The organism is Micromonospora noduli (assembly GCF_003264365.1).
GTDB lineage: Bacteria > Actinomycetota > Actinomycetes > Mycobacteriales > Micromonosporaceae > Micromonospora > Micromonospora noduli.
Genome location: NZ_PYAK01000007.1, coordinates 166,691 through 191,942, shown reverse-complemented (window position 1 = coordinate 191,942; position 25,252 = coordinate 166,691). Strand labels below are relative to the sequence as shown.

Genomic DNA, 25,252 nt, shown 5'->3' with positions numbered 1-25,252 from the left:
CGTCGCAAACACAGCCTGCAATATCCCCCGTCGCGTTCGTCACCTGCGCCTTTCGCTTCGCGGAAAAGATCGGTGGGCGCGCTCGCGGGCGCCGAGTCGGCAGGTGCGGCACACCTCCAGGTCGGCAGGGCAGGGCCGATCGTGCGGGTGTCAGCACCAACAAAAGCCGCAGATCACCACGCACCGAATCGACAAGGGATCGGAGGCCAACGGCGACAGCAAACTGTCGCGATGCCGTCAGCGGGGCAGGCTCACCGCTCCTCCATCGCCCATGGTGACCCGTAACCGTTCAGCAGGTCGAGGAAGGGCATCGGGGGCAGCGCCTCGGGCCCGAGCACCCCGACACCGGCCCACGCACCGCTGGCGAGCAACTCCAACGCGACGACCGGGTTGACGGCGGTCTGCCAGACCACCGCCTGGTGCCCGTACTCCCGCATTGACCACTCGTTGTCGACCACGTGGTACAGGTAGACCTCGCGGGGTTGCCCGTCCGGGCCGAGGCCGCGTACCCAGGTGCCGGCGCAGGTCTTGCCGCGCATCCGGGCACCGAGCGTGGCCGGGTCGGGCAGGCTCGCGGCCACCACGTCACGCGGGGAGACCTCGACGCCACGTACCCGCACCGGGGAGACCGCGTCCAGACCGAGCTTGTGCAGCGTCTTGAGCACCTCGATGAACTCGTCGCCGAGGCCGTACTTGAAGGTGACCCGCCGGGCCTTGACCCAGCGCGGGATGAGCAGCACCTCCTCGTGCTCGACGTTGACGCACTCGACCGGCCCGATCCCCTCCGGAAAGTGGAAGACCTCCGGCTCCGAGAACGGTTCGGTGGTGAACCAGCCCCGGTCCCTCTCCCAGATGACCGGCGGGTTGAGGCACTCCTCGATGGTGGTCCAGATGGAGAACGAGGGCGCGAAGTCGTACCCGTCGACGGTGAGGTTCGCCCCGTCCCGGACACCGATCTCGTCGATCTCACTGAACAGTTCGTCGGCGGCGTAACGGGCGAACACGTCGGAGAGGCCGGGCTCGACCCCGATGCCGCACAGCGCCAACCGACCGGCCGCCGACCAGGTGTCCGCCAGCGCGAACTGTTCGTCGCCGAGCCTCACGCCGGTCTCGACCTGCGACAGCGACATCGCCATGTCCAGGTAGTCCGCGCCGGCCGCGAACGCGCCCTCGAAGATCGGCATGACGAACCGCGGGTCGACGGCGTTGAGCACGTGCGTGATCCGGTGCTCCCGGCACAGCGCGGTGACCGCGTCGGCCGAGGCGGCGTCCACCTGGGCGGCGACGAACCGGTCACCATGCCCGGCGACCGCTCGCTCGGCCCGAACGGGGTCGTGGTCGGCGACCACAATGGTCTCGAAGAAGGTCCGTCGGGCGGCGATGGCTACGGCGGCGGAGCCGACGCCACCGGCGCCGACGAGGAGGACACGCATCAGGAATCAAACCCCAAACCGAAACGATCGAGAGTACGGAGCCAGAGGTCGCGCCGACCCTCACGCGCGTCGGCGCGGGCCAGTGACCAGCGGGTGAGATTGATGCCGACCGCGCGGACGGGTTCCGGCGGGAACGGCAGTGGCTTACGGCGAACCAGGTCGAGCCGGGTCAGCGGGGTGTTCCCGCCGTCGAGCAGGTCGAGCAGCACCCGGGCCCCGAAGCGGGTGGCCCCGACGCCGAGGCCGGTGTAGCCGGCCGCGTACGCCAGCCGACCGCCGTAGGCGGTGCCGAAGAACGGGCAGAACCGGGTGCAGGTGTCGATGACCCCGCCCCAGCGGTGGCTGAATCGCACGTCGGCGAGCTGCGGGAACGTGGTGAAGAAGTGGCGGGCGAGGGTGGTGAAGGTGGCCGGGCGTTGCTCCAACTCGGGCGCGACCCGATTGCCGTAGTGGTAGACGGCGTCGTAGCCGCCGAAGAGGATCCGCCCGTCGGCGGTGATCCGGTAGTAGTGGAACTGGTTGGCGGTGTCGGCGAGCCCCTGCCGGTTGCGCCAACCGATGGCGTCACGCTGGGCCGGGGTGAGCGGCTCGGTCATCAGCACGTGGTCGTAGACCGGCACCAGATACGCCCGCAGCCGACGCAGCAGCGGCGGGAACGCGTTGGTGGCCAGCACGACCCGACGCGCCCGTATCGAGCCGGGCAGGCCGGCGGCCCGGGTGTCGGCCCGACCAGAATCGGTCGGCTGGGCGGTGGGATCGGTGCCCAGCGTGCTGGCGTGCACCGCGGCGTTGTCGGCGCGCAGGCCGGTGACGCGGGTGTGTTCGTGCACGCGTACGCCGAGGTCGAGGCAGGCGCGGCGCAGACCCCAGGCCAGCTTCGCCGGGTCCACCATGGCCACCCGGTCGGCGTCGAACATCCCACCCAGGTACGTCGGTGAGTGCACCTCGGCCCGCACCTCGTCCCGGTCGAGCAACCGCACCCGGTGGCCGTACCGGCGGGCCAGGTCCGCGTCGGCGGCCAGCCCGTCGAGTTGGTACGGCTCGACGGCGACGGCCAGCTCACCGGTGCGCTCGAAGTCGCAGTCGATGTCGAGCTTCGCGACGGTGGCGGCGATGGCGTCCAGGTTGTCCCGGCCGAGGCGTTCCAACTCGCCGACCTCGTTGGGGAACCGGTCGACGCCGTTGGCGAGGCCGTGGGTCAGCGAGGCGGCGCAGAACCCGCCGTTGCGCCCGGACGCGGCCCAACCGCAGGTCCCGGCCTCGACGAGCAGCACGTCCCGGCCCGGGTCCGCCTGCTTCGCCAACAGCGCGGCCCACAGTCCGCTGTAACCGCCGCCGATCACCAGCAGGTCGGCGGAGTGGCGACCGCTCAGTGGCGGTAGCGGGTCGGGGCGGTCCGGGCGATCGAGCCAGTACGGCACGGGTGCCGCGTCGGCCAACGCCCGGCCGGTATGCGGGAGCGTCATGACCGCACACCGGTCGGAAGACCCGCATCCGGGAAGGTCATGACGACCGACGCGGTTGATGTGACGGCCCGGCCAGCAGGTTGGCGCGGCGGGCCCGCCGACCGCGTAGCGAGCTGAGCCCCACGAGCAGCAACGCGACAGCGAACATCGCGGTGCCGATCACGTTGACCTGAGGTGGGATGCCGCGCTGGGCAGCGCCCCAGACGTACATCGGGAACGTGACAGTGGTGCCGGCGTTGAAGTTCGTGATGATGAAGTCGTCGAAGCTCAGCGAGAAGGCCAGCAACGCGGCGGCCACGATGCCGGGCAGCACCAGCGGCAGGGTGATCCGCCGGAAGGTCTGCCACTCGTTGGCGTAGAGGTCCATGGCGGCTTCCTCCAGCCGTCGGTCCATCCCGGCGAGCCGCGCCTTCACGGTCACCACCACGAACGACACGCAGAACATCACGTGCGCGATCACGATGGTCCAGAAACCCTGCGGTACGCCCGCCGACACGAACAGGGCCAGCAACGATGTGCCCATCACCAGCTCCGGCGTGGCCATCGGCAGGAAGATCAGCACGTTGATCCCGGATCGGCCACGGAAGCGGTGCCGGACCAGCGCGAACGCCATCAGGGTGCCGAGCACTGTGGCGACCACCGTGGCGATGAAGCCGATCTGCACGCTGCGGACCACCGCGTCGCACATGTCCGAGGTGGCACACGGCTGCCGCCAGTTGTCCAGTGTGAACTCGTTGAAGTCGTACGACAGCCGGCTCGACGGCCTGTTGAACGACAGCGCGGCCACCACCAGGATCGGCAGCGCCAGGTAGCCGAGCACCAGCAACGCCACGATCATCACCCAGCGGTCCGCGAGCCAACGGGAAACCCTCATCAGAGCCGCCTTTCGTTCGCGACTGCGGGGCTCCGCTGCGCTGCACTCCTCGCGCTCACAGGACCTCCTCCGTGCCGGCTCGACGGAGGTAGCCGAAGACCACCGCGAGGATCGCCGCCATCAGCAGGAACGACAGCGCGGCGCCCTGCGGGTAGTCCAGTCGGACCAGGAACGCCGAGTCGATGACGTTGCCGATCATGTATTCGTTCGGGGTGCCGAGCAGTTCGGCGTTGATGTAGTCGCCGCTGGCCGGGATGAAGAACAGCAGCGTGCCGGCGACCAGACCGGGCATGGACAGCGGCAGCGTCACCCGACGGAACGCCTGCACCGGGCTCGCGTACAGGTCGGTGGCCGCCTCCAGCAAGCGGGGGTCCAGCCGCTCCAGGCTCGCGTACAGCGGGAGCACCAGGAACGGCAGGAAGTTGTACGTCAGGCCGAGCACCACAGCGAACGGGGTGGCCAGCAGCCGACCGTCCGGGGCGAGCAGGTGCACGTCGCGCAGCAGACCGACGAGCGCGCCGTTGTCCGACAGGATCGTCTTCCAGGCCAGCGTGCGGACCAGGAAGCTGGTGAACATCGGCGCGACGACGCACACCAGCAGCAGGTTCTTCCAGCGGCCGGCCTTCTGCGCGATGGCGTACGCGAGTGGGTAGCCCAGCAGCAACGCCAGCACCAGGGCCAGCCCGGCGTAGCCGAACGAGCGCAGGAACTGCGGCCAGTACGCCTGCAGCACGTCCGGGTAGTTGCTGACCGCCCAGGTCATCGCGTACCCGGTGGAGAGCGAGCCACTGGGGTCGTACAGGCTGGCCGCCGCCAACTGCACCAGCGGCACACCGAAGAAGATGAGCAGCCAGGCCGCACCGGGCAACAGCAGGAGGTACGGCAGGAGTCGGCGCCGCCCGGACCGGGCTGCCGGTGGCGCGGGTGGCGGGTGCCCCGCCCTGGTGGGGGCCAGCAGGGTCACGACGACGCACCCACCGGCTCGTCCAGCACCGGCGACGTCCGGTCGCTGTCGGCGGCGTCGCGGGGCAGCAGGAACGCGTGCCGCGGGTCCCAGTACGCCACGGCTTCGCCGCCGACCGCGACGGGCGTCGACGTCCCGCTGTTGGCGGCGAAGACCGACAACTCGGTGCCCCAGCCGGTGCGCAGCAGGTACTGCGTGCTGACTCCCACGTAGGAGGCGTCGGTGACCACTCCGGTGACGTGCTGATGCCCAGCGGGCACCTGGTCGGCGGAGCCGACCAGAATCAGCTTCTCGGGGCGTACCCCCAGGTGGACCGGGCCGTGGTCGGCCCGTGACCGGCCGGCGGGCACCGAGAAGCGCGTGCCGTGCGCCGTCACCGCGACGTCGCCGCCACTGGCGCCGGTAGCCTCGCCGGCGAGCAGGTTGGACTGGCCGAGGAAGTTCGCCACGAAGGCTGTGGCGGGAAACTCGTAGATGTCGGCCGGGGCACCCAACTGCTCGATCCGGCCGGCGTTCATCACCGCGACGGTGTCGGCCATGGTCATGGCCTCCTCCTGGTCGTGGGTGACGTGCACGAAGGTGATGCCGACCTCGGTCTGGATGCGCTTCAGCTCGATCTGCATCTGTCGGCGCAGCTTGAGGTCGAGTGCGCCCAGCGGTTCGTCGAGCAGCAGCACCTGCGGCCGGTTGATCAGGGCGCGGGCCAGCGCGACCCGCTGCTGCTGACCGCCGGAGAGCTGGGCGGGGCGGCGGTTGCCGTACCCGTCGAGTTGCACCAGCGACAGCATCCTGGTGACCTCGTCGTCGACCGAGCGGATGCCGCGTCGGCGCAGCCCGAAGGCGACGTTCTCGAAAATGTTGAGGTGCGGGAAGAGCGCGTAGCTCTGGAAGACGGTGTTGACCGGCCGCTTGTACGGCCGCAGCCGGGCGATGTCCCGGTCACCGAGCAGCACCTGGCCGCTGGTCGGCTCCTCCAGGCCGGCGATCATCCGCAACGTGGTGGTCTTGCCGCAGCCGGAAGCGCCGAGCAGCGCGAAGAACGAGCCCTGCTCGACGGTCAGGCTCAGGTCGTCGACCGCTGTGAAGACGCCGAACCGTTTGGTGAGGTCGGCCAGGCGCAGGTCGCCGGCGGGTGTCTCACGCGCCATCCTCGTCACGCCCCGATGACCTGTTGGAACTTGCCCTCGTACTCCTTCTCCTGCTTCTCGTCCAGGGCCATGAACACCTTGGACTTCGACAGCAGCGCGTCGTCGGGGAAGATCAGCGGGTTGGCTGCCAACTCGGGGTCGATCTTCTCCATCTCGGCCTGAGCGCCCTTGACCGGGCAGATGTAGTTGACGTAAGCGGCCAGCTTCGCCGCGACCGCCGGCTCGTAGTAGTAGTTGATCAGCGCTTCGGCGTTGCCTTTGTGGGTGGCCTTGTTGGGGACCATCATGTTGTCGCTGTAGAGCATCACGCCCGAGTCCGGCGCGACGAACCGCACCTTCTCGTCCTCACCGGACAGTTGGATGACGTCGCCGGACCAGCCGATGCACGCGGCGATGTCGCCCTTGGCCAGGTCGGGCGCGTAGTCGTTACCGGTGAACTTGCGGATCTGCCCGGAGTCGACGGCCTTCTTGAGCTTGTTCAGGGCGTCGTCGAACTGGGCGGCGGTGAAGTTCGCCGGGTCGTGCCCGTTCGACCCGAGCAGCAGGCCCATGGTGTCGCGCATCTCGCTGAGCGCTGTCACCTTGCCCTTGAGGTCGGGGCGGGTGAGCAGTTCGTCGACCGTCCGCAGTTCCTTTGTGACGTTGCCGTTGTAGGCAAGGCCAGCGAGGCCGGACTGCCACGGAATGGAGATCCGGTTCTCGGCGTCGAAGGGGCGGTTGAGCAACGATGGAAGCAGGTTGGCCTGCACGTTTGGGATCTTCGCCGGGTCCAGCTTCTGGATCCAGCCGAGCCGGATCATCCGGGCCGCCATCCAGTCGGTCAGCACGATGATGTCCCGGTCGGTGCTCTGGCAGGCGGCGAGCTGGTTTTGCACCTTGCCGAAGAATTCGTTGTTGTCGTTGATGTCCTCGGTGTAGGTCACCTGAATGCCGGTCTTCGTGATGAACTCGTCGAGGCTCGGCCGCTTGGACTCGTCAGTGTCGTCGACGTCCATGTACTGCGGCCAGTTGGCGAAGGCAAGTTTCTTCTCGGTGCCGGAGAGGTCCTCGCTGACGCAGCCGGCTTCGGTCTGCTGCGCGCCCTTGGTGCCGCAGCCCGCGAGGCTGCCACCCATGGTGAGCAGGGCGGCCGAACCGAGAGTGCCGGTGAGCAGTCCACGCCGGGAGAGGGGCCGGAGGGGAGTACGCATGACGACTCCTAGGGGGTCATCGTCGGCGGGCGGGACGGGGAGGCACGCCGGCGGGAATGTCGGGAGGGTCAAGTGCCATGGACGACTGATCCTGACATGAGGTGACCTCCCTTACAAGGGATTCCGTTGCGGGAATAGCGATGCACGACGAAATACGCCAGACTACGCGGGGATACACGCGCGACATCACGATTCGGGACATGGGGAGCGGGCAATGACAAACCGGCAGCACGAGAACAGCAATGGCGGTCGACGCGTCGCTGTCCGTGACGGTGCCAATCACGCTCTGCTGGATGACGTGGCCAAGCAGATCATCGAGCAGCTCCAGGAGGACGGCCGCCGCCCGTACGCGACGATCGGCAAGGCGGTGGGGCTGTCCGAGGCGGCGGTCCGGCAGCGGGTGCAGCGGCTGCTCGACTCCGGCGTGATGCAGATCGTGGCGGTGACCGATCCGCTTCAGCTCGGCTTCAACCGGCAGGCAATGATCGGCCTACGTACCGACGGCGACCTGGAAGCGGTCGCGGACCGGCTGGCCGAGTTGGATGAGGTCGACTACGTGGTGATCACTGCTGGGTCGTTCGACCTGCTCACCGAGGTGGTCTGCCGCAACGACGACCACCTGCTGGAGATCCTGCAACGGCTGCGGGCGGTGCCCGGGGTGCTCTCCACCGAGGCGTTCGTCTATCTCAAGCTGCGCAAGCAGACCTACACCTGGGGCACGGCCTGACGGTCTCCGAAAGTTGTGTGGACCTCTTGAACGAACGACGCCCACGCGGTCGGCGCGAAGGTCAGGGTGCCTCCGTCGCGGTCCTTGCTGTCGCGCACCAGCACCCGGCCGGGCAGGTTGTCGGCCACCTCAACGCAGTCGCCACCGTTGTTGCTGCTGCGGGTCGCGGTGCGCCAGCGGGCGTCGGTCATGTCCATGTCGTGGCCACTTCCCTGATCAGCTCGATCGACCGGCGTTGGGGGAACGCCTCGCCGGTGACGCTCTCCCACCTGCGTCCCAGGCTAGCGACGTCGAGGGGATCGGTCACGACCTGGCCGCGGAGCTGGTTGTCGAGATACGCCAATTCGGTCCCGTCGGGCAGCCGGCCCAGCACGAAGGGGCCGGCCAGCCCGGTGTGCCACGGGCTCTCGGCCGGAATGACCCTGACCTGCACGTGCTCCCACTCGGCCACTCTCGCGAGGTGGGCCAACTGGCCGGCCATCACGGCGCGGTCGCCGACCGGCCGGCGCAACACCACCTCGTCGACCACCGCCACGAGTTGCGGCGGAGCATCGCGGCACAGGACCGCCTGCCGTTCGAGGCGGCCCGCCACGATCTGGTCCACCTCGGACGGTGCGACCAGCCCACCGGTGCCCAGGATCGCGCGGGCGTACCCCTCGGTCTGGAGCAGACCCGGCACGAGCAACGGCTGGTAGGACCGGAGTGACGTGGCGTCCTGCTCCAGTTCGGCCCACGGCCGGAACCACGGCAGGTCACGACGGCGGAACGGCTCCGGCCAGAGATCGGCCGCGTCCCGGCGCAGAACCTCGGCCACCGCCACCCGGGTACGCGGATGCGGGATGCGCCCCGAAGCGAGCCACCGCGCCGCCGTCTTCGGGTCGACGCCGACCTTCTCGGCCAACGACTCGACCGTCTCCCCCGCCTCGGCCATCGCCACCCGCAACGCCTCGTTCGCCATCGGACCTCCCGCCGCTCCTCCGTGCCGTGGCGGACGATCCGGGATCGTTCGCCCAGCAGGCGCGCTGCGACGCCGCTCGATGCACGTTGCGGCGGACGATAGCCACGCTGCGTGTCCACGTCTGCGACCTACCGGCGTGTTGCGGTGGGACGTGTTGGCGCGCAACCAGGACGCCCCCTGACCGTCCCCGAAGTGCCCCACCAGCGTCCCAAGACCCGCGCCTCCCCGACCCTGGACCGCCCTCCCCGGTCCCCGTCCCGCGCCTCCCGACCCCGGACCGTCCTCCCCGGTCTCCGGCCCGCGCGTCCCGCCCCCGCGCTTGATCCACTCGACTTCACCAAAGTCGCGGTATCCACCGCGCCCGGACACCGCCATTTCAGCGAACCGAAGTGGATCGAGCCGGCGGCCGATGGAGGCGCTACCACCGGGCGGGCCCTTTGGAGCTGATGTCGCAAACGATTCGGCGCACAGCAGAATCCGGCGACGAGCCGGTCTGCCCGGGCCGACGACAAGGCGCGGATCCGGGAAGGCTCGTGGCGCGGCCCCACAGGGCAGCCGTGATGCCGCAAACGATTCAGCTCCAAAGGCAGTCACCAGCACACCTCCGACTCCCACCGACCGCCGATCAACCGGCCAACAGTGGTGCGGATTCCGTTGCATCTGTGACGCCTCTGCGCTAAATCCGTCGCCAACCGACCATGATACGGCCGATAACACTTGCTTCGAAGGTTGGGACTGTGCGATAACCGTTGGCAGAGCGGCCGGCCTCACCCCTTTGACCGGCCCGACGACCGATGGGGCTGACATGGCCAACGCCACCGACCACCTCTGGATGCACTTCACCCGGATGGCGAGCTACTCCGCCGGTGAGGTGCCGACCATCGTGCGCGGCGAGGGAGCGTACGTGTGGGACGCGCAGGGTCGCCGCTACCTGGACGGCCTCGCCGGGCTCTTCGTGGTCAACGCCGGCCACGGCCGCACCGAGCTGGCCGAGGCCGCCGCCAAGCAGGCCGGCGAGCTTGCCTACTTTCCGCTCTGGTCGTACGCGCACCCGAAGGCCATCGAGCTGGCCGAGAGGATCGCCGCGCTCACCCCCGGCGACCTCAACCGGATCTTCTTCACCACCGGCGGCTCCGAGGCCGTCGAGGCGGCGTGGAAGCTGGCCCGCGCGTACTTCAAGCGCACCGGAAAGCCCAACAAGTACAAGGTGATCAGCCGGTACATCGCCTACCACGGCACCTCCATGGGCGCCCTGTCGATCACCGGCCTGCCCGGCATCAAGAGCGACTTCGAGCCACTGGTGCCGGGCGCGATCAAGGTGCCGAACACGAACTTCTACCGGGCACCCGAGCACGGCGACGACCCCGAGGCGTTCGGCCGCTGGGCCGCCGACGAGATCGGTCGGGCCATCGAGCGCGAGGGGCCCGACACGGTCGCCGCGGTCTTCCTGGAGCCCGTGCAGAACTCCGGCGGGTGCTTCCCCCCGCCGCCCGGCTACTTCGAGCGGGTACGGGAGATCTGCGACGCGTACGACGTGCTGCTCGTCTCGGACGAGGTGATCTGCTCGTGGGGGCGGTTGGGCGAGTACTTCGGCGCGGTGCGCTACGGGTACCAGCCGGACATCATCACCACTGCCAAGGGCATCACCTCCGGCTACGCCCCACTCGGCGCGATGATCGCCAGCGACCGGCTGATGGAGCCGTTCCTCACCGAGACCGGCATGTTCGCCCACGGAGTGACCTTCGGTGGCCACCCGGTCTCCTGCGCGGTGGCCCTGGCCAACCTGGAGGTGTTCGCCCGCGAGGACCTGGTCGGGCACGTACGCGCCAACGAGGACGCCTTCCGGGCCACCCTGGAGAAGCTGTACGACCTGCCGATCGTCGGCGACGTCCGCGGCGACGGCTACTTCTACGGCATTGAACTGGTCAAGGACAAGACCACCCGGGAGACCTTCACCGAGGCCGAGTCGGAGCGTCTGCTGCGCGGCTTCCTCTCGACCGCCCTGTTCCAGGCGGGCCTCTACTGCCGGGCCGACGACCGGGGCGACCCGGTCATCCAGTTGGCGCCACCCCTGATCGCCGAGCAGCAACACTTCGACGAGATCGAGCAGATCCTCCGCACAGTCCTAACCGAGGCCTGGACCAAGCTCTAACCCCACCCACCCACCCACCACCCACCGCTGTTGATCAAGAGGTTTGCGTCAAAAACGCGCTGGCGGATGACCGAAACCTCTTGATCAACCCCGGGGAGGGGGCGGGCCAGGGCGGGACGGGGGCCGGGCGCCGGGTGCGGGGTTAGTGGTTGGGGGGGATTACTCGGAGGTGGCCTCGGCGGCCGGTCTGGTGGGGGTTCTCGGGACGGTTCTGGTCCGGCTCCGGGGGGCGGGGGGCCGGGCGGGCGGCTTCGCGGACCGCTTCGGCCAGCGCGACCAGGTCGTCAGTGGTGGGCGGCGGCGGCTCGAACTCGCCCTCGTGCCGGACGACGTCCCAGCCCCGCGGCGCGGTCAGGCTGCGGGCGTGCGGCTCGCACAGGTCGTACGTGTGCGGCTCGGCGAACGCCGCCAGCGGCCCCACCACCGCTGTCGACTCGTTGTAGACATAGGTCAATGTGGCGACCGCTTGCCGGGGGCAGCCGTTACGGGAGCAGCGCCGTGGTGACCTCACGTGCGGCAGGGTATCTCCATTACCGGGTCCGGCGCATCGCTTCGCGTTGCGACACGCCCGTCATGGTGATCACAGTCGACCGTCCTGGGCGCGCCGCGCCACGGGAGCGGCGCTGCCGCTGACCAGCCCGACGCGGGCGCTACCCTTTGCCTCATGACGAGCCCGGAACACCGCCGCCCCGGCTCTGGCCGGCGTGCGCATCGTGACCGGCACGGGCGCGGCCTGCGCGGACGGCTGGTTCCGGCCACCGTGCCGCTGGCCCGGACCAAGGCCGAGGTCTTCGACGACCTGGTCCTGGACACCGTCGAGACGCTGGAGCGTCGGTTCGCCAAGGAGCTGGCCGGGGTCGAGTTCGCGGTCGAGGACGTCCCGCCGGACCTGAACGTCTACGACTCCGATGTGCTGGAGGACGGCGAGGTCCCGCTGGCCCGACTGCTGCCCGGCCGCCCTGGCCGGCAGGAGGTGCCGCCGCGGATCGTGCTGTACCGACGGCCCCTGGAGTTCCGGGCGATGGACCGTGAGGACCTCGCCGATCTCGTCCACGACGTGATCATCGAACAGGTGGCGAACCTTCTCGGGGTGGACCCGGACGAGCTCGCCTGAGCCAACCTCCCGAGCGGAGAGTCGGGCGGCCCCCACCGCCTCGACCTCACACCGCTCAGGCAGCCCCGACCTGCACCGCTCAGCCGGCCCCCCGGCCAGACCTGCAGCGCTCAGCCGGCCCACCGCACCGGTCTCACACCGCTCAGGCGGCCCGCCGCTTCAACTTGCGCCGCTCCCGCTCGGAGAGCCCACCCCAGATGCCGAACCGCTCGTCGTGACCCAGTGCGTATTCGAGGCACTCGGTCTTGACCTCGCAACGCGAGCAGATCCGCTTCGCCTCGCGGGTCGAGCCGCCCTTCTCGGGAAAGAACGCCTCGGGGTCGGTCTGCGAGCACAACGCCCGCTCCTGCCACTCCGGCGCGTTTCCGAGCAGGTCGGCCACCTCAAGCTGGCCGTCCATCAAATGCCTCCTTGTCGCGCACCGGCGCCATCGCCGCTGCAACCCCCCACGCGAAAGGCGTGCTTGTCCGTCCGGTCCCGTTTTGTTGCGTTCCGTGCGAACAACCCCATTCAAATTACACGCGTGTAATGCGTGCGCCGTCAAGCCAAACTTGATAATGGAGTCGCCCTCCCGACACCCCCGGTCGGCCACTCGGGCCGTCCAGCCTCGCAACCTGCCCTATCGATTCAGACCCCGGCCGAGTAACGCCCTCTCCGGCGAGTTGCCCGACTTTTCTGCCGTGGCGCTTCTCCGACGAGTCGTCGAACGGACGGCACCAGAGACCTCCACCCCTAAGCTGATCTTGGTGGGGGACAGGTTAACGCGGTGCGGCGCAGACCGCCCGTCGAGCTGCGGACAGCACTCGCGCCCCGTCCACAGTGTGGACGGGGCGCGGTGGTGAAACCGATGCGGCGAGGTCAGCCGGCGGCCCCAAAACCGCTGCTGGGCCAGGCAAACTCGGCTATCTCTCCACCATGGACAGAAATCGTGCCGGCGGGCGTACGCTCGTCCCACCAGACGGTATAAATTCCGCTCGGCAGATCGGGATAGACCGCACTGTGGAACGAGCCGTCCCGCACCCGACGCTCACGTACCGCCGAGTGGACCCGCCGTTCGTCGTCGCGACTGATCTCAATCTCCCGGCCGTGCAGATCCCGACCCGTGTAGATGATCAGGGCACCGGTGTCGCCGCCCAGATCGAGGACGACGGTCCCGGTCTCCGACGGCCCGTACGCGTGCTCGTGCATCCGCTCGCCCCCGCCCGATCAGGACGCCGCCGGCGGGTTGTTGAACCCGTCGTACGGCGTACCCAGGTAGGGGAAGTTTCCGAGGAACGGCGCGGTCACGTCGGCGGCGCTCAGCCCCGGGGTGACCGCGGCGGCCGCCGCGTCCGGTTGGAACGTCTTGTCCACCAGCGGGACGGTGACCCCGGCGATGGCCCGCAAAGCGATGCTGACCACGTCATCGCCCACCCGCCGCCCGTTCGGGAACCCGGCCAGGTCGCCACCGAGCACCCCGAACCGGTCCGGACGCCTGGTCGGCGGGATCGCCGTGTTCAGTCGCAGCATGTCGGCCTGCACCTCACCGGTGGCGTTGGTGAAGCCGTCGATCAGCCCGGCCGGCACCCCGGTGAGCAGGATGGCCACCAGGTCGGCTCGGGCCTTCTTCGCCTTGGTGAGCTTGTCCAGGTTGGGGAAGACATCCGGGTAGAGCGCCGGCAGCAACGCGGCCAGCTCGGGCTGCTCGACGAACTGGGCGAACCGCTTGTCCTCCGACGGCGGCAGCGAGTTCCACAGGTCCTTCTTGGACATCGGCACGATGACCTCGTTGAACAGTGGATTGCCCAACCGCGAGACCTGGGTGAACGGGCCGGTGCTGGTGTCCGCCCCTCCCCGGTCGCCGAGCACCCGCACCTGCCGGCGCGACGCCGACGTCCACACCCCGATCACCGACGCCCGATCGGCGGCACCGTACCGGTTGGCGCGCCGACGCACCCGCTCCAGCGGCACCTGCACCGCGATGCTGTGCACGTTCATCCGGTCGGTGGCGTTGACCGGCTCCCCCTCGGCCTTGAAGATCTTCTTCCCCGCCACGTGCAGCTGCTGGAACGGCCGCAGCGTGCCGAGGTCGAAGATCGCCCCGAGGTCGACGAAGAACCCGTCGGCGCGCTGCCCGGCGAAGACCCGCTCCCCCGTCGAGAGCGAGTAGGTGGCCTGCCGCACCAGGTCGGCGTACTTCGGGGTGGACAGCGGGCCGACGTTGCACGGCGGGCACTGCAGCTTGTGCGCCAGCCGGTGCTCACGGCCGTCCGCCACCCGGGTCAGGCTGTAGAACTGCCGCCGGTTCCAGTTCTTGCTGTCCAGCGAATCGATCGGACCGGTGTTGTAGAGAAAACTGTTCGGGTTGGTGATCTCGGTGGTGAATTCGAACCGGTAGGTGACATCCGGACGACCGTCACCGTCGTTGTCGATATGGATCTCGTAGCGCACGTCGTCGCCGAACTCGAAAAAGTTCGGGCCCCCGGAGGGGAGCTGCAACGGCACGTAGTTGGCGATCAACGTGACCGTGTCGCGTTTGTCGGGGCTGACGAACGCGTACAGGTCGGAGCTGTCGGCGACCGGATCCTTGGCTATCTCCGGGGCCTCGCGGTGGGAAGACATGACGGACCAACCTCACTGGGCGGGGACAGGATGGCGGGGCGGAGGGTCGGGTCAGCGCCGGGCGGCGCGCCGCAGCCGGTCCGCCAGGCCGCGGTCGCGTACCTCGATGCGCGTCTCACCGACGAAGACGTCCATCGTTCCGGAGGCGGCGTCACGCAGGTGCACCACGATCGGTTCGTCGGCTCGTCCGGCCGCGCCGGGGGCGTTCTGCGCGGCCGACAGACCCGGCACGGTGAGCGCGGCGGCGCCGAGGGTGGCGCTGGCCGCGGCGGTCAACGTCTGCCTGCGAGTCAGTCGCGGCCACTGCCGCTTCCGCTGATCACTGGTCATGGGCAACCTTTCCGGCGGTGGCGCGAGCGCGCCCGCGGAGACGGACGGGTCCGGTGCCGTCTCGCGACGCCGCCGGGCCCCTGAGGGGACACCGGCGGCGGTCCTCGCCGCGACCGCCACCGGCATCGCGTGGTACGGCCGGTGGCGGGGAAAGGTTCGACGTCAGGGCCGAGCGTGACCGTACGCAGTCGACCGCTTGCGCGCCGGACGGCCGGCGGCCTTCGCGATGGCCCGCAACTGCTCCTCGGTACGCGCCGACCCGTTGTCGGAGCCGGCCATCCGGGAGATGGTCTCCTCCATCAGCGTGCCGCCGAGGTCGTTGCAGCCGCCCTGGAGCATCGCGACAGTGCCCTCGTCACCGAGCTTCACCCAGGAGCACTGGATGTTGTCGATCCGGCCGTGCAGCAGCAGCCGGGACATGGCGTGCACCACCCGGTTCTCCCGCCAGGTCGGGCCGGGTCGGGCGATACCCGCCAGATAGATCGGAGCATTCGTGTGCACGAACGGCAGCGCCACGAACTCGGTGAACCCGCCGGTGCGGTCCTGCACCCCGGCCAGCACCCGGAAGTGCGCCAGCCACTGCCCGGGGTGGTCGACGTGGCCGTACATCATCGTGGAGCTGGACCGGATGCCCAGCTCGTGGGCGGTGCTGACCACCTCGACCCAGGCGGCGGCCGGGAGTTTGCCCTTGGTCAGCACCCAGCGCACGTCGTCGTCGAGGATCTCGGCGGCGGTGCCCGGGATGGTGTCCAGCCCGGCCTCGCGCAGCTGGAGCAGCCACTCACGGACCGGCACCCCGGCCTTCGCGGCGGCAGTGACGATCTCCATGGGCGAGAACGCGTGCACGTGCATCTCGGGCACCCGGGCCTTGATCGCGCGCACGATGTCGGCGTACCCGGTGACCGGCATCTTCGGGTCGATGCCGCCCTGGAGGCACACCTCGCTGGCGCCGGCCGCCCACGCCTGCTCGGCCCGGTCCGCGACCTGCTCGACGGAGAGCCGGTACGCGTCGGCGTCCCGCTCACGCTGCGCGAACGCGCAGAACCGGCAGCCCACGTAGCAGACGTTGCTGAAGTTGATGTTGCGGTTGACCACGTAGGTGACGTCGTCGCCGACCGCCGAGCGGCGCACGTCGTCGGCGAGGCGGCACAGCTCGTCGAGCGCCGGCCCGTCCGCGCCGAACAGCGCCAGCGCGGCATCGGTGTGCCGGGGGTCGAGCAGCGCCGCCGGGTCGTCGGCGGCGAGCCGCAGGCCGGCCGCCAGGTCACGGTCCGCACCACTTCCGGCCGGTGCCACGGGTACGCCCTCCCGGCGGGCGGTCGCTTCCGGGGTGACCTTGCCAGCGACCTCGGACCAGTCGCCGTAGACGCTGTCGAAGTCGCCGCGCCGGTCGTCGGTGCGGCCGGTGGTGTCGATGGTGGCGTGCAGGTCGACCCGCCCGCCGAACACCTCCTCCGGCTCCTGCCACGGTCGTCCCTGTGGCATCGCCGACTCGACCGCCATGCCCGTCGACGGATCGGCCAGGGCACCGACGTGCGGCAGCAGCCGTGGGTCGAGCCACGGGTCACCAGCGCGCACGTATTCGGGGTAGATCGTCAACCGCTCCCGCAACGTGAACCCGGCCAGCTCGGTGTGCCGGGCCAGCTCATCGATCTGCGGCCAGGGGCGCTCCGGGTTGACGTGGTCGGGGGTGAGCGGGGAGACGCCACCCCAGTCGTCGATGCCGGCGCGCAGCAGCAGGTCGTACTCGCCGGCGATAAGGTTCGGCGGGGCCTGGATCCGGGCCTTCGGGCCGAGCAGCAGCCGGGCCACCGCCACCGTGGCGGCCAGGTCGTGCAGCTCCGCGTCGGGCATGCCGCGCATCGCCGTGTCCGGCTTGGCGCGGAAGTTCTGCACGATCACCTCCTGGAGGTGCCCGTACTCCCGGTGAGCGCGGCGGATCGCGAAGAGCGCGTCCACCCGCTCCGCCGGGGTCTCCCCGATGCCGATCAGGATGCCCGTGGTGAACGGCACCCCGACCCGCCCCGCGTCCTCGAGCACCCGCAACCGGACCGCCGGCTCCTTGTCCGGTGAGCCGAAGTGCGGGCCACCCGGCTCGGACCAGAGCCGGGTCGCTGTCGTCTCCAGCATCATTCCCATGCTCGGCGCGACCGGCTTGAGCCGTTGCAGCTCCGACCAGGACAGCACCCCTGGGTTGAGGTGCGGCAGCAGGCCGGTCTCCTCCAGCACGGCCACCGCACAGGCGCGCAGGTAGTCAAGGGTCGAGTCGTAACCGCGTTCGTCCAACCAGGTCCGGGCCGCCGGCCAGCGTTCCTCCGGCCGGTCGCCCAGGGTGAACAGCGCCTCCTTGCAACCCTGGGCGGCACCGGCCCGAGCGATGGCCAGCACCTCGTCGCGGTCCAGGAACGGCGCCGGTAGCCGGTGCGGCACTGTCGCGAAGGTGCAGTAGTGGCAGCGGTCCCGGCAGAGCCGGGTCAGCGGAATGAAGACCTTCTTGGAGTACGTGACCACACCCGGCCGCCCGGCGTCCCGCAGCCCCGCGTCGCGGATCCCCCCGGCGAGCCGGAGCAGCTCGTCGAGCGCGTCGCCACGAGCGGACAGCAGCGCGGTCGCCTCGTCGACATCCAGAGCCCGCCCGTTCGCGGCCCGGCCCAGGGCCCGCCGCACGCTCGCATCGCTCGGGCCGGAGTGGGTGCGATCAACCATCCACTCACCCTATGCGCAGCCCGACGCCACCCAACCAGTCCCAGCCCGCACCGTGGGAAACGGCACTTGACGATCACGGCAGCGCCTCCCGCGACGGGAAGTAGCTCAACCCGCTGCCGTGAGACGCAACCGCCGTCCGTCAACCACCCGACCCAGGCCGTTCGCACCCACCACAGCTGGCAATCTTGGACACTTTCCGTCAGCACGGAACGGAAAGTGTCCAAGATCTACGCTGTCGGCTCGCCGGCACGGGCGGCACCCACGTCCCGGGCGGGCCAGGCAAGGCACTCGCCCACCGCGCCGTCTCGGGCTGCTGGTCGTGGCGGACTCAGCGGGGCTGGTCGGGGTGGTCGTTGGGCTTGATGTGCTGGGTGCGGTCGGTGTCCGGGTCGGCGGGGTGGGAAATGACCTCGGTCGGGTCGGCGGACTGGCGCGGGATCGCCTGAGTGGGGTCGGCCGACGGCGGCTGCCCGAACGGCGGCGGCGCGGCCGGGGACGGCGGCGCCGACTGGGGAGCGGGGTTCGCCGGCGGCGCGGACTGCGGGGCCTGGAACGGCGGGGCCGACTGCGGGTGCTGCGGGCCGGACTGCGGGAACGGCGGAGCCGACTGCGGGTGCGGCGGGGCGGACTGCGGGAACGGCGGGGCCGACTGCGGGGCCTGGAACGGCGGCGACTGCTGGCCGTACTGGCCCGCCTGCGGGTAACCACCAGGCTGACCGGCCTGCGGGTAGCCACCGCCGGGCTGGCCGGGAGCGGGCCATCCGCCCTGCGGCTGGCCGCCGGGCTGACCCGGGGCCGGCCAACCGCCCTGCTGCTGCGGCCAGCCCGGCTGGGGCTGGCCGTAGACGCCCGGCTGCGGCTTGGGTCGCGGCACGTAGTAGTGGGCGCGCCAGATCGTGTAGACCACCCAGGCGGCGATCGCGAAGATCACCATCCAGGCGAACCGGGTGAGCACACCGAGCAGCGCGTCGAGCACCTCAGCCTCGGCCAGCCGGCCCACCGTCCAGATCAGCATGGTCAGCGTGCCGAACAGGGCGCTGACCGCGTACTCGATGACAGCTGCCTGCGTGATCAGCTTCGCCTTCGCCAACACCGGCGAGATGTGCGTGGCCAGCAGCACCGCCAGCAGCGGGAGGCCCACCGCCTCCACCCCGACGAACGCGTAGAAGGCGCTGCCCGCGCGGTCGGTGAAGGAGCTGTAGTCGTTCGGGGCGATGAGCCGGAGGAGGCCCACGAAGAGGAACACGGCGTTGGCGCCAAGCAGCGCGAGCGCGGCGAGCTCCCGTAGCGGCTTGGTCAGCTGGCGGGCCTGCGTCGCGTCGGCGGACGCGGGCTCGGCGGGGCTGGTCACGAGCTCCCCCTCGGGGCATCAACGGACAGGGCGCACGTGAGCCTAGTCTCCTGGGCCACCGACGGATCGGAGGCGTCACGTGCGCGAGGATGGTCGACATGCGCATCGTGGTTCTGGCCGGCGGCATCGGCGGCGCCCGGTTCCTGCTCGGGGTCCGGGCGTACGCCCGTGACGTCGGCGCGGAGGTGACCGCCGTGGTCAACGTCGGCGACGACCTGTGGTTACACGGGTTGAAGATCTGCCCCGACCTGGACAGCGTCATGTACACCCTCGGCGGGGGCGCCGACCCGGAACGGGGCTGGGGTCGGGTCGGCGAGAGCTGGACGGTCAAACAGGAGTTGGCCGCGTACGGGGCGGAGCCGACCTGGTTCGGCCTCGGCGACAAGGACATCGCCACCCACCTGGTCCGCAGCACCATGCTCAACGGCGGTTACCCGTTGAGCGCGGTCACCGAGGCGCTGGCCAGCCGCTGGGAGCCGGGCGTACGCCTGTTGCCTGCGACGGACGACCGCCTGGAGACCCATGCCGTGGTGGAGGACGACCAGGGTCAGCGGGCGATCCACTTCCAGGAGTGGTGGGTGCGGTACCGCGCCGACATCCTCACGCAACGTTTCGTGTTCGTCGGCGCGGAGACGGCGAAGCCGGCCCCCGGGGTGCTGGACGCGATCGCCTCGGCCGACCTGGTGCTGATCGCGCCGAGCAACCCGGTGGTGAGCGTCGCGCCGGTGCTGGCCGTACCCGGGCTGCGTGCGGCGGTGGCGGACGGCCCGGCGCCGGTGGTGGGTGTCTCCCCGATCATCGGCGGCGCGCCGGTGCGGGGAATGGCCGACCGTTGCCTGGCCGTGCTCGGTGTGGAGTGCAGCGCGGCGGGGGTGGGTCGGCTCTACGGCGGCCGGGCGAGCGGTGGCCTGCTCGACGGTTGGCTGGTGGCCGAGGAGGACGCGGGCACTGTGGTGCCCGAGGTGACGGTCCGCGCGGTGCCGCTGCGGATGACCGACGAGGCGGCGACGGCGGCCATGGTCCGCGCCGCGGTGGAGTTGACGTGAGGCTGGAGATTCTGCCGGTGCTCGGCATCGGCCACGTGACCGAAGGTGACGACCTGGCCGCGATGATCGCGACCGCCGCGCCGTGGCTGCGCAACGGCGACGTGCTGGTGGTGACCAGCAAGATCGTTTCCAAGGCGGAGGGGCGGCTCGTCGACGTGCCGGCGGACGGACCGGAACGGCTGGCCGCCCGGGACGAGGTCCTGGCCGGTGAGACCGCCCGGGTGGTCGCCAGCCGGGGGGCGACCCGGATCGTGCAGACCCACCACGGCTTCGTCATGGCCTCGGCCGGGATCGACGCGTCGAACGTGGACAAGACCCAACTGGTGCTGCTGCCGGTCGACCCGGACGCCTCGGCGCGGGCTCTGCGGGACGCGCTGCGGGAGCGCTACGACCTGGACCTGGCCGTGATCATCAGCGACACGATGGGCCGGCCCTGGCGCAACGGGCTCACCGACGTGGCGCTCGGGGTGGCCGGGATGCCGGCGATCCGCGACCACCGGGGCGAGGTCGACCCGTACGGCAATGAGTTGCAGTTGACCCAGATGGCCGTGGTGGACGAGCTGGCCGGTGCCGGCGAACTGATCAAGGGCAAGTGCGATCAGGTGCCCGTCGCGGTGGTGCGGGGCTACCTGCCCGCCACCAACCCGGACGATGCCGGTGGCGCGCGGGCGCTGATCCGCGATGCGACACAGGACCTGTTCTCGCTCGGTACCGCCGAGGCCCGCACCGCAGGGCTCTCCGACGCCGCCACCCTGACCGACGGTCCCGGCCCGACACCGGCAGACCTGACCGCGGTGCGACGGGCGATCGACGCGGTCGCCGGGGTGGTCGCCCCCGGCACGGTCTTCACAGTGGTCGACGAGGCCGAGGTACGCGCCGGCCTGGTCGCCGAGATGCCCGGGTGGCCGGACGGCGCCGACCTGCTGCTCGGCTCGGCCCCGACGCCGGTCGAGCCGATGGGTCTGGTCCGCTTCGGCGCCGACCTGCACCGACTGCGTGTCGCCCTGGCCGCCCAGGGCGTCGGGTCGACCCTGTTGCCGCCACCGCCCGGCAGCCCGGCGAGCGCCGCTCTCGCCCTGTAGCGCGGTCCTCAGCCTGTAGTGCCGGCGAACGGCCGGGTCACGCGTCCAGCATGGCCCGGCCCAGCGGGGTCAACGTGTGCAGCACGCTGTTGCGTTCGCGGTGGCTGACCAGCAGACCAGCTTTGCGCAGCACAGTGGCGTGCTGGCTCGCCGCCGCCGGTGAGATGTTGAGCTGGCGGGCGACCTCGCCGGTGGTGCAGCCCTCGTCGGTGGCCTGCAACACCGCCGCCCTGGTGCGACCCAGCAGCGCGGCGAGTGATTCGCGCGCGGCACCGGACGCGGCGTTGGCGTCGGCGGAGACCAGCGCCCCCAGCCGGTCCACCGGGTAGACCAGCACCGGTGGCAGCGCCGGGTCGAGCAGTGCGACAGGGGTGGCCGCGCAGAAGAACGACGGCACCAGCAGCAGCCCTCGGCCGTCCAGGTGCAGCTCCCGGCTGTGCGGGTAGCTGCGGACCTCCAGCACCCCGCTCTCCCAGCGCATCGCTGGCCGGAGGCTGGTGAGCAGGCCCTCGACGCCGCCGTCGAGCAGCGCCCGCGCCCGCCGCGTGCGGTCCGCCGCGACCGCGGCCTGGATCCGGCTCCAGTACGGGCTGATCGCCAGCGACCGGTACTGCTCCATCGACTCGGCCAGGTGCTGCAGTGCCGACACCTCACCCCGAGCGAGCGCGGCCGCCGAGGAGGGCAGCTGATTCTCGGCGGCCAGCACGCTCAGGTCCCGGTGCAGCAACTCGGTCGGGGTACGGCGGAGCGCGTCCAGCCCGGCCTCGAAGCCCTCGACGCTGGCGTACGGGGTGAGGAAGTCGGGGAAGTAGCCACGCGGCGGGTTCAACGCGAAAAGCAGGCGGAGCTGCTCGGAGGCGGAGTCCTGGCGCAGATCCCGGGCCACGCTGCGCCGCCAGTTGGCCGTCAGCGGATCGCGGGTGCGGCCGCGCAGCACGTGCAGGCTGAGGACCAGCTCCCAGACCGGGTCCGCCGCCGGCGCCACCCGGGTCCGGAGGATGTCCTCCCCAGAAAAGTGGATCTTCAGCATGGAGCGCTCCTGTGTCGCCGGCAGGGGGATGCCGGATGACCGTTCGACTCTACCTGGCCGGCAGTAATCTCCATCTTTAAGCCTGGACTGAAAAACCTCGACGCCTCCGGGGCCGGTTCGGCATGCTTCCCATGCCCGAACACGGCGCCGCGCGTCAGTGACGCCCGTGCTGCCGGGGCACCGGGACCGGGGAGGCCCCGGTGATCGGACGGCACCACGAGGGTCTGCGGCCCTTGCTCCGCAGAGGTGCCGTCCGGTCATCCCGCTCCCGCGCCGGCTCAGCCGACCCAGAGCGCGACCCGATGGTCCTCGTCCGTGACGTAGAACGACAGTCCGTCCAGCTCCGCCACCCCCTCGACGTGGTGGAACGGGGCCAGGTCCGCCACGTGCTCCCCCACCAGCCGCCGCCCGTCGCCCTCCCCGCCACCGGCAAGCCGGAAGCGGACGTGCCGGGAGGTGACCTCACCCCCACCGGGATGCTCGTCGAGCAGGACCGACCCCTTGCCCAGCGCGTCGATCGAGCCGATCACGGCCGCGTACCCGCCGTCCACAGTCGGGGTGATCGCGCGGAAGCCGGTCAGCTGCCCCGGCGGGGTGACCCCGGTCAACACGTACGCGCCCAACGCCCGCGGCCACGCCCGCTCGGCGCTGAACATGCCCGGCACACCGGCCACCTCGACCAGGATCGGCTCACCGGCGTCGGTGACCGGAAAACGCAGCCCGAGCAGCACCGTCCCAGCCGGGGTGAACGCCGCCGCCTCCACGTTCAACGGCAGGTCGTCCGGGGCCAACCGGCTCACCCAGCTCTTCTCCCGGATGGTCCCCCGGGCCAGCGTCTCCACGATGAACCGTTCCCGCACCCGTTCCCCCGCCGGCAGGAGGGTCAACGGCGACGCGGCGAGAGCATCGTTCACAGCCCGGTGCAGTCGAAACGAGTTGCGCACCACGTGCACCGGCACCGGCCCGGCCGCCGCGTCGTCCTCGCGGAAGCGGGCCACGAAGGCGCGCCGAGGTCGCAGCGGGCCGGTCTTCGAGCCGAAGTGGGAGCCGAAGACGTACACCCAGCCGTCGTGGTGGGCGAGCGCCTCACCGTCCTCGGTTCGCCCGTTCTCCACACCGGCATCCGCCAGCACGTGCACTGCCGTCCACTCCCCGTCGTCGCGCTCCAGCAGCAGCGCGAGGCAGCGCTCCACCGGCCCCTCGTCCAGCACCGTCCAGAAGCCTCGCCGGGCACCGTACGCGCGCAGCAGCGCCGCCGACCGCACCGGCAACAGATCGCTGGCCTCGTTACCGGCCACCACGAATTCGACGAGTCGCAGGGTCACTGAGCCAGCGTACGGAGCACACGCTCGTACAGTGGCGGGGTGCCCGACACCGTGATCACCGGCCCGACCGCCCAGACGACCGACCCCGAGACGTACAAGGCGCTGCACGCCGACGCCACCGCGTTGCTGGAGGGCTGGCAGCCCACCAGCCCGGACGCGGCCAGCGCGCGTGACCGGACACTCGCGCTGCTCGCCGCCGGCCCGGTCGCGATGAGCCGGCAGCACCGGCCCGGGCACGTCACCGCCAGCGCGTTGGTGCTGGACTCCACCGGCTCCCGGGTGCTGCTCTGCCTGCACGTCAAGTTCGGGCGTTGGGTGCAGCTCGGCGGGCACTGCGAGCCGGTCGACCAGACCCTGGTCGCCGCCGCGCTGCGCGAGGCCACCGAGGAGTCCGGGATCGCCGGCCTGCGCATCGACCCGGTGCCGATCGACGTGGACGTGCACCAGGTGCAGTGTCAGGGCGGCTCGGCGCACCACGATGTCCGGTTCGCGGTGATCGCCCCGCCCTCGGCGGTGGAGCAGGTCAGCGACGAGGCCGAGGAGCTGGGCTGGTTCCCACCGGACCAGCTGCCCGAGCCGCTGGCCGGCGGGACCGTCCAACTGGTCGCACCGGCCCTGGCCGCCCTCAGACGTAGCCCTCTTCGCCTCGCTCCTTGAGCTCGTCGACCAGGGTCTTGACGTCCTGCGCCCGGTCGCGCGGGCAGACCAGCACCGCGTCCGGGGTGTCCACCACGATCAGGTCGCGCAGGCCGAGGACGGCCACCAACCGACCCGACTGCGGCACGACCACGAGATTGCTGCTGTCCCGCAGCAGCACGCCCGGCTTGGCCTCCGTGCCGAGCACCACGTTGCCGGCGTCGTCGGTCGGCAGCACATCGCCCAGGGTGTGGAAGTCACCGACGTCGTTCCAGCCGAAGTCGCCCGGCACCGTCGCGACCCGACCCGCCGTGGCCGCGCCCTCCATCACCGCGTAGTCGACGGAGATCTTCGGCAGGGTCGGCCAGATCGCGCCCAGGACGTCGTCCTGCTCCGGGGTGCCCCAGGCGGCGGCGATCGCGGCGACGCCGGCGTGCAGCGCCGGCTGCTGGCGGGCCAGCTCGGCGAGGAAGACGTCCACCCGCCACACGAACATGCTCGCGTTCCACAGGTGCCGGCCCGAACGGACGTACGCCTCGGCGACCTCGGCGGCCGGCTTCTCCTTGAACTCGGCCACCTGCCGCCACGGCACACCCTCGGTCGGATCGCCGGTCTCCAGGTAGCCGTAGCCGGTCTCCGCACGGGTCGGAGTGATCCCGACGGTCATCAGCAGGCCCTGCTCGGCCCCGCGGACCGCCTCCTGGACCGTGCAGACCCAGCTGTCCGTGTCGCGGATCAGGTGGTCGGCCGCGAAGCTGCCCATCACCGCGTTCGGGTCACGCGTCGCGATCACCGCGGCGGCCAACGCGATCGCCGCGCAGGAATCCCGGGGGGAGGGCTCGACCAGGATGTTCTCCTCCGGCAGCACGGTCAGCTGCCGTGCCACCGCCGCGACGTGCGCGGCACCGGTGACCACAAGGGTCCGATCCGGTGTGGTCAGCGGCGCGAGCCGTTCCACGGTCGCCTGCAGCAGCGAGGCGCTGGTGCCGGTCAGCGGGTGGAGGAACTTGGGATGGCCAGCGCGGGACAACGGCCACAACCTCGTGCCACTGCCACCGGCCGGAATGACCGCATAGAGCATCCGCACATCATGCCCGACGTACCTGCCCAAAGTGGCAC

The 25,252-nt window shown here is 70.7% G+C and carries 24 protein-coding genes; 6 read left to right on the top strand and 18 right to left on the bottom strand.

The genetic code is table 11. The features are described 5' to 3' along the window. Nucleotides 1–251 precede the first annotated feature (251 nt). The 6 genes from GUI43_RS08440 to GUI43_RS08415 are packed head-to-tail and all read right to left on the bottom strand — an operon-like array spanning nt 252 to nt 7,075. Nucleotides 252–1,433, bottom strand: a complete 1,182-nt coding sequence (locus tag GUI43_RS08440) for a saccharopine dehydrogenase family protein (protein WP_112698502.1) — start codon at nt 1,431–1,433, stop codon at nt 252–254. Further along, nucleotides 1,433–2,899 (bottom strand): NAD(P)/FAD-dependent oxidoreductase, encoded by a 1,467-nt coding sequence (locus GUI43_RS08435; protein WP_112698501.1) that lies wholly within the window; start codon nt 2,897–2,899, stop codon nt 1,433–1,435. Before GUI43_RS08435 ends, GUI43_RS08440 begins: the two co-directional genes overlap by 1 nt. 37 nt (nt 2,900–2,936) lie before the next feature. Then, entirely contained in the window at nt 2,937–3,773 is an 837-nt protein-coding gene (locus GUI43_RS08430; protein WP_170158698.1) for an ABC transporter permease, read from the bottom strand. Between the two features lie 55 nt (nt 3,774–3,828). Further along, the gene (locus GUI43_RS08425; protein ID WP_112582421.1) at nt 3,829–4,737 is read right to left on the bottom strand and encodes an ABC transporter permease; all 909 of its coding nucleotides are present in this window, start codon (nt 4,735–4,737) and stop codon (nt 3,829–3,831) included. After that, nucleotides 4,734–5,885, bottom strand: coding sequence for an ABC transporter ATP-binding protein (locus tag GUI43_RS08420; RefSeq protein ID WP_112698499.1), 1,152 nt, complete (start codon nt 5,883–5,885; stop codon nt 4,734–4,736). The genes GUI43_RS08425 and GUI43_RS08420 overlap by 4 nt, the downstream gene beginning before the upstream one ends. Before the next feature lie 5 nt (nt 5,886–5,890). Next, nucleotides 5,891–7,075 carry a polyamine ABC transporter substrate-binding protein gene (locus GUI43_RS08415; RefSeq protein WP_112582423.1) on the bottom strand — a complete coding sequence of 395 codons (1,185 nt, stop codon included), beginning with the start codon at nt 7,073–7,075 and terminating at the stop codon, nt 5,891–5,893. A 214-nt stretch (nt 7,076–7,289) separates the two neighbouring features. Here GUI43_RS08415 and GUI43_RS08410 point away from each other — a divergent pair, with 214 nt between their 5' ends. Continuing rightward, entirely contained in the window at nt 7,290–7,802 is a 513-nt protein-coding gene (locus GUI43_RS08410) for an Lrp/AsnC family transcriptional regulator (RefSeq protein WP_091394101.1), read from the top strand. Here GUI43_RS08410 and GUI43_RS08405 read toward each other — a convergent pair. Further along, entirely contained in the window at nt 7,781–7,999 is a 219-nt protein-coding gene (locus GUI43_RS08405) for a DUF397 domain-containing protein (protein ID WP_112698498.1), read from the bottom strand. The genes GUI43_RS08410 and GUI43_RS08405 overlap by 22 nt on opposite strands. Further along, nucleotides 7,990–8,760: a helix-turn-helix domain-containing protein gene (locus GUI43_RS08400; protein ID WP_112698497.1), complete on the bottom strand. Its 771-nt coding sequence runs from the start codon at nt 8,758–8,760 to the stop codon at nt 7,990–7,992. The genes GUI43_RS08405 and GUI43_RS08400 overlap by 10 nt, the downstream gene beginning before the upstream one ends. A gap of 805 nt (nt 8,761–9,565) precedes the next feature. Between GUI43_RS08400 and GUI43_RS08395 the strand changes: the two genes are divergently transcribed. Next, the gene (locus GUI43_RS08395; RefSeq protein WP_112601888.1) at nt 9,566–10,912 is read left to right on the top strand and encodes an aspartate aminotransferase family protein; all 1,347 of its coding nucleotides are present in this window, start codon (nt 9,566–9,568) and stop codon (nt 10,910–10,912) included. A 142-nt stretch (nt 10,913–11,054) separates the two neighbouring features. Here the strand turns inward: GUI43_RS08395 and GUI43_RS08390 are convergent, their stop codons facing one another. Next, a complete protein-coding gene (locus GUI43_RS08390; RefSeq protein ID WP_091394110.1) occupies nt 11,055–11,423 on the bottom strand; it encodes a DUF3499 domain-containing protein in 369 nt (122 codons plus the stop codon). Nucleotides 11,424–11,576: 153 nt separating this feature from the next. Here GUI43_RS08390 and GUI43_RS08385 point away from each other — a divergent pair, with 153 nt between their 5' ends. Next, nucleotides 11,577–12,026, top strand: coding sequence for a metallopeptidase family protein (locus GUI43_RS08385; protein ID WP_074316962.1), 450 nt, complete (start codon nt 11,577–11,579; stop codon nt 12,024–12,026). Nucleotides 12,027–12,168: 142 nt separating this feature from the next. Here the strand turns inward: GUI43_RS08385 and GUI43_RS08380 are convergent, their stop codons facing one another. From GUI43_RS08380 to GUI43_RS08355, 6 genes are all read right to left on the bottom strand, one after another. Beyond that, nucleotides 12,169–12,426, bottom strand: a complete 258-nt coding sequence (locus tag GUI43_RS08380; protein ID WP_007455784.1) for a WhiB family transcriptional regulator — start codon at nt 12,424–12,426, stop codon at nt 12,169–12,171. Between the two features lie 458 nt (nt 12,427–12,884). Beyond that, entirely contained in the window at nt 12,885–13,214 is a 330-nt protein-coding gene (locus GUI43_RS08375) for a phospholipase (protein ID WP_112601889.1), read from the bottom strand. A gap of 18 nt (nt 13,215–13,232) precedes the next feature. Continuing rightward, nucleotides 13,233–14,627 (bottom strand): DUF4331 domain-containing protein, encoded by a 1,395-nt coding sequence (locus GUI43_RS08370; protein ID WP_112698496.1) that lies wholly within the window; start codon nt 14,625–14,627, stop codon nt 13,233–13,235. Nucleotides 14,628–14,678: 51 nt separating this feature from the next. Continuing rightward, a complete protein-coding gene (locus GUI43_RS08365) occupies nt 14,679–14,957 on the bottom strand; it encodes a hypothetical protein (protein ID WP_030486799.1) in 279 nt (92 codons plus the stop codon). A 162-nt stretch (nt 14,958–15,119) separates the two neighbouring features. Beyond that, complete coding sequence (locus GUI43_RS08360) at nt 15,120–17,663, bottom strand: bifunctional FO biosynthesis protein CofGH (protein WP_112698495.1); 2,544 nt, start codon at nt 17,661–17,663, stop codon at nt 15,120–15,122. Between the two features lie 328 nt (nt 17,664–17,991). Further along, nucleotides 17,992–19,014, bottom strand: a complete 1,023-nt coding sequence (locus GUI43_RS08355; RefSeq protein ID WP_112698494.1) for a hypothetical protein — start codon at nt 19,012–19,014, stop codon at nt 17,992–17,994. Between the two features lie 98 nt (nt 19,015–19,112). Here GUI43_RS08355 and cofD point away from each other — a divergent pair, with 98 nt between their 5' ends. Continuing rightward, on the top strand, nt 19,113–20,060 hold the full coding sequence (gene cofD, locus GUI43_RS08350) for a 2-phospho-L-lactate transferase (RefSeq protein WP_112698511.1): 948 nt from the start codon (nt 19,113–19,115) through the stop codon (nt 20,058–20,060). Further along, nucleotides 20,057–21,142: a coenzyme F420-0:L-glutamate ligase gene (locus GUI43_RS08345; protein ID WP_112582432.1), complete on the top strand. Its 1,086-nt coding sequence runs from the start codon at nt 20,057–20,059 to the stop codon at nt 21,140–21,142. The genes cofD and GUI43_RS08345 overlap by 4 nt, the downstream gene beginning before the upstream one ends. Before the next feature lie 37 nt (nt 21,143–21,179). Here GUI43_RS08345 and GUI43_RS08340 read toward each other — a convergent pair whose 3' ends face one another. Both GUI43_RS08340 and GUI43_RS08335 read right to left on the bottom strand, forming a co-directional pair. Then, nucleotides 21,180–22,172: a winged helix-turn-helix domain-containing protein gene (locus GUI43_RS08340; RefSeq protein WP_112582433.1), complete on the bottom strand. Its 993-nt coding sequence runs from the start codon at nt 22,170–22,172 to the stop codon at nt 21,180–21,182. Nucleotides 22,173–22,450: 278 nt separating this feature from the next. Then, complete coding sequence (locus GUI43_RS08335; protein WP_112698493.1) at nt 22,451–23,497, bottom strand: hypothetical protein; 1,047 nt, start codon at nt 23,495–23,497, stop codon at nt 22,451–22,453. Nucleotides 23,498–23,536: 39 nt separating this feature from the next. Between GUI43_RS08335 and GUI43_RS08330 the strand changes: the two genes are divergently transcribed. After that, on the top strand, nt 23,537–24,154 hold the full coding sequence (locus GUI43_RS08330) for an NUDIX hydrolase (RefSeq protein ID WP_181518483.1): 618 nt from the start codon (nt 23,537–23,539) through the stop codon (nt 24,152–24,154). Here the strand turns inward: GUI43_RS08330 and GUI43_RS08325 are convergent. Continuing rightward, a complete protein-coding gene (locus GUI43_RS08325) occupies nt 24,123–25,214 on the bottom strand; it encodes a mannose-1-phosphate guanylyltransferase (RefSeq protein WP_112582507.1) in 1,092 nt (363 codons plus the stop codon). The two genes, GUI43_RS08330 and GUI43_RS08325, sit on opposite strands and share 32 nt — an antisense overlap. Between the last annotated feature and the right edge of the window lie 38 nt (nt 25,215–25,252).

Bases quoted from the DNA above. Each gene is read 5' to 3' on its own strand.
- GUI43_RS08440 (WP_112698502.1), bottom strand. From the start codon at position 1,433: ATGCGTGTCCTCCTCGTCGGCGCCGGTGGCGTCGGCTCCGCCGCCGTA.
- GUI43_RS08435 (WP_112698501.1), bottom strand. From the start codon at position 2,899: ATGACGCTCCCGCATACCGGCCGGGCGTTGGCCGACGCGGCACCCGTG.
- GUI43_RS08430 (WP_170158698.1), bottom strand. From the start codon at position 3,773: ATGAGGGTTTCCCGTTGGCTCGCGGACCGCTGGGTGATGATCGTGGCG.
- GUI43_RS08420 (WP_112698499.1), bottom strand. From the start codon at position 5,885: ATGGCGCGTGAGACACCCGCCGGCGACCTGCGCCTGGCCGACCTCACC.
- GUI43_RS08415 (WP_112582423.1), bottom strand. From the start codon at position 7,075: ATGCGTACTCCCCTCCGGCCCCTCTCCCGGCGTGGACTGCTCACCGGC.
- GUI43_RS08410 (WP_091394101.1), top strand. From the start codon at position 7,290: ATGACAAACCGGCAGCACGAGAACAGCAATGGCGGTCGACGCGTCGCT.
- GUI43_RS08405 (WP_112698498.1), bottom strand. From the start codon at position 7,999: ATGGACATGACCGACGCCCGCTGGCGCACCGCGACCCGCAGCAGCAAC.
- GUI43_RS08400 (WP_112698497.1), bottom strand. From the start codon at position 8,760: ATGGCGAACGAGGCGTTGCGGGTGGCGATGGCCGAGGCGGGGGAGACG.
- GUI43_RS08395 (WP_112601888.1), top strand. From the start codon at position 9,566: ATGGCCAACGCCACCGACCACCTCTGGATGCACTTCACCCGGATGGCG.
- GUI43_RS08385 (WP_074316962.1), top strand. From the start codon at position 11,577: ATGACGAGCCCGGAACACCGCCGCCCCGGCTCTGGCCGGCGTGCGCAT.
- GUI43_RS08380 (WP_007455784.1), bottom strand. From the start codon at position 12,426: ATGGACGGCCAGCTTGAGGTGGCCGACCTGCTCGGAAACGCGCCGGAG.
- GUI43_RS08375 (WP_112601889.1), bottom strand. From the start codon at position 13,214: ATGCACGAGCACGCGTACGGGCCGTCGGAGACCGGGACCGTCGTCCTC.
- GUI43_RS08370 (WP_112698496.1), bottom strand. From the start codon at position 14,627: ATGTCTTCCCACCGCGAGGCCCCGGAGATAGCCAAGGATCCGGTCGCC.
- GUI43_RS08365 (WP_030486799.1), bottom strand. From the start codon at position 14,957: ATGACCAGTGATCAGCGGAAGCGGCAGTGGCCGCGACTGACTCGCAGG.
- GUI43_RS08360 (WP_112698495.1), bottom strand. From the start codon at position 17,663: ATGGTTGATCGCACCCACTCCGGCCCGAGCGATGCGAGCGTGCGGCGG.
- cofD (WP_112698511.1), top strand. From the start codon at position 19,113: ATGCGCATCGTGGTTCTGGCCGGCGGCATCGGCGGCGCCCGGTTCCTG.
- GUI43_RS08340 (WP_112582433.1), bottom strand. From the start codon at position 22,172: ATGCTGAAGATCCACTTTTCTGGGGAGGACATCCTCCGGACCCGGGTG.
- GUI43_RS08325 (WP_112582507.1), bottom strand. From the start codon at position 25,214: ATGCTCTATGCGGTCATTCCGGCCGGTGGCAGTGGCACGAGGTTGTGG.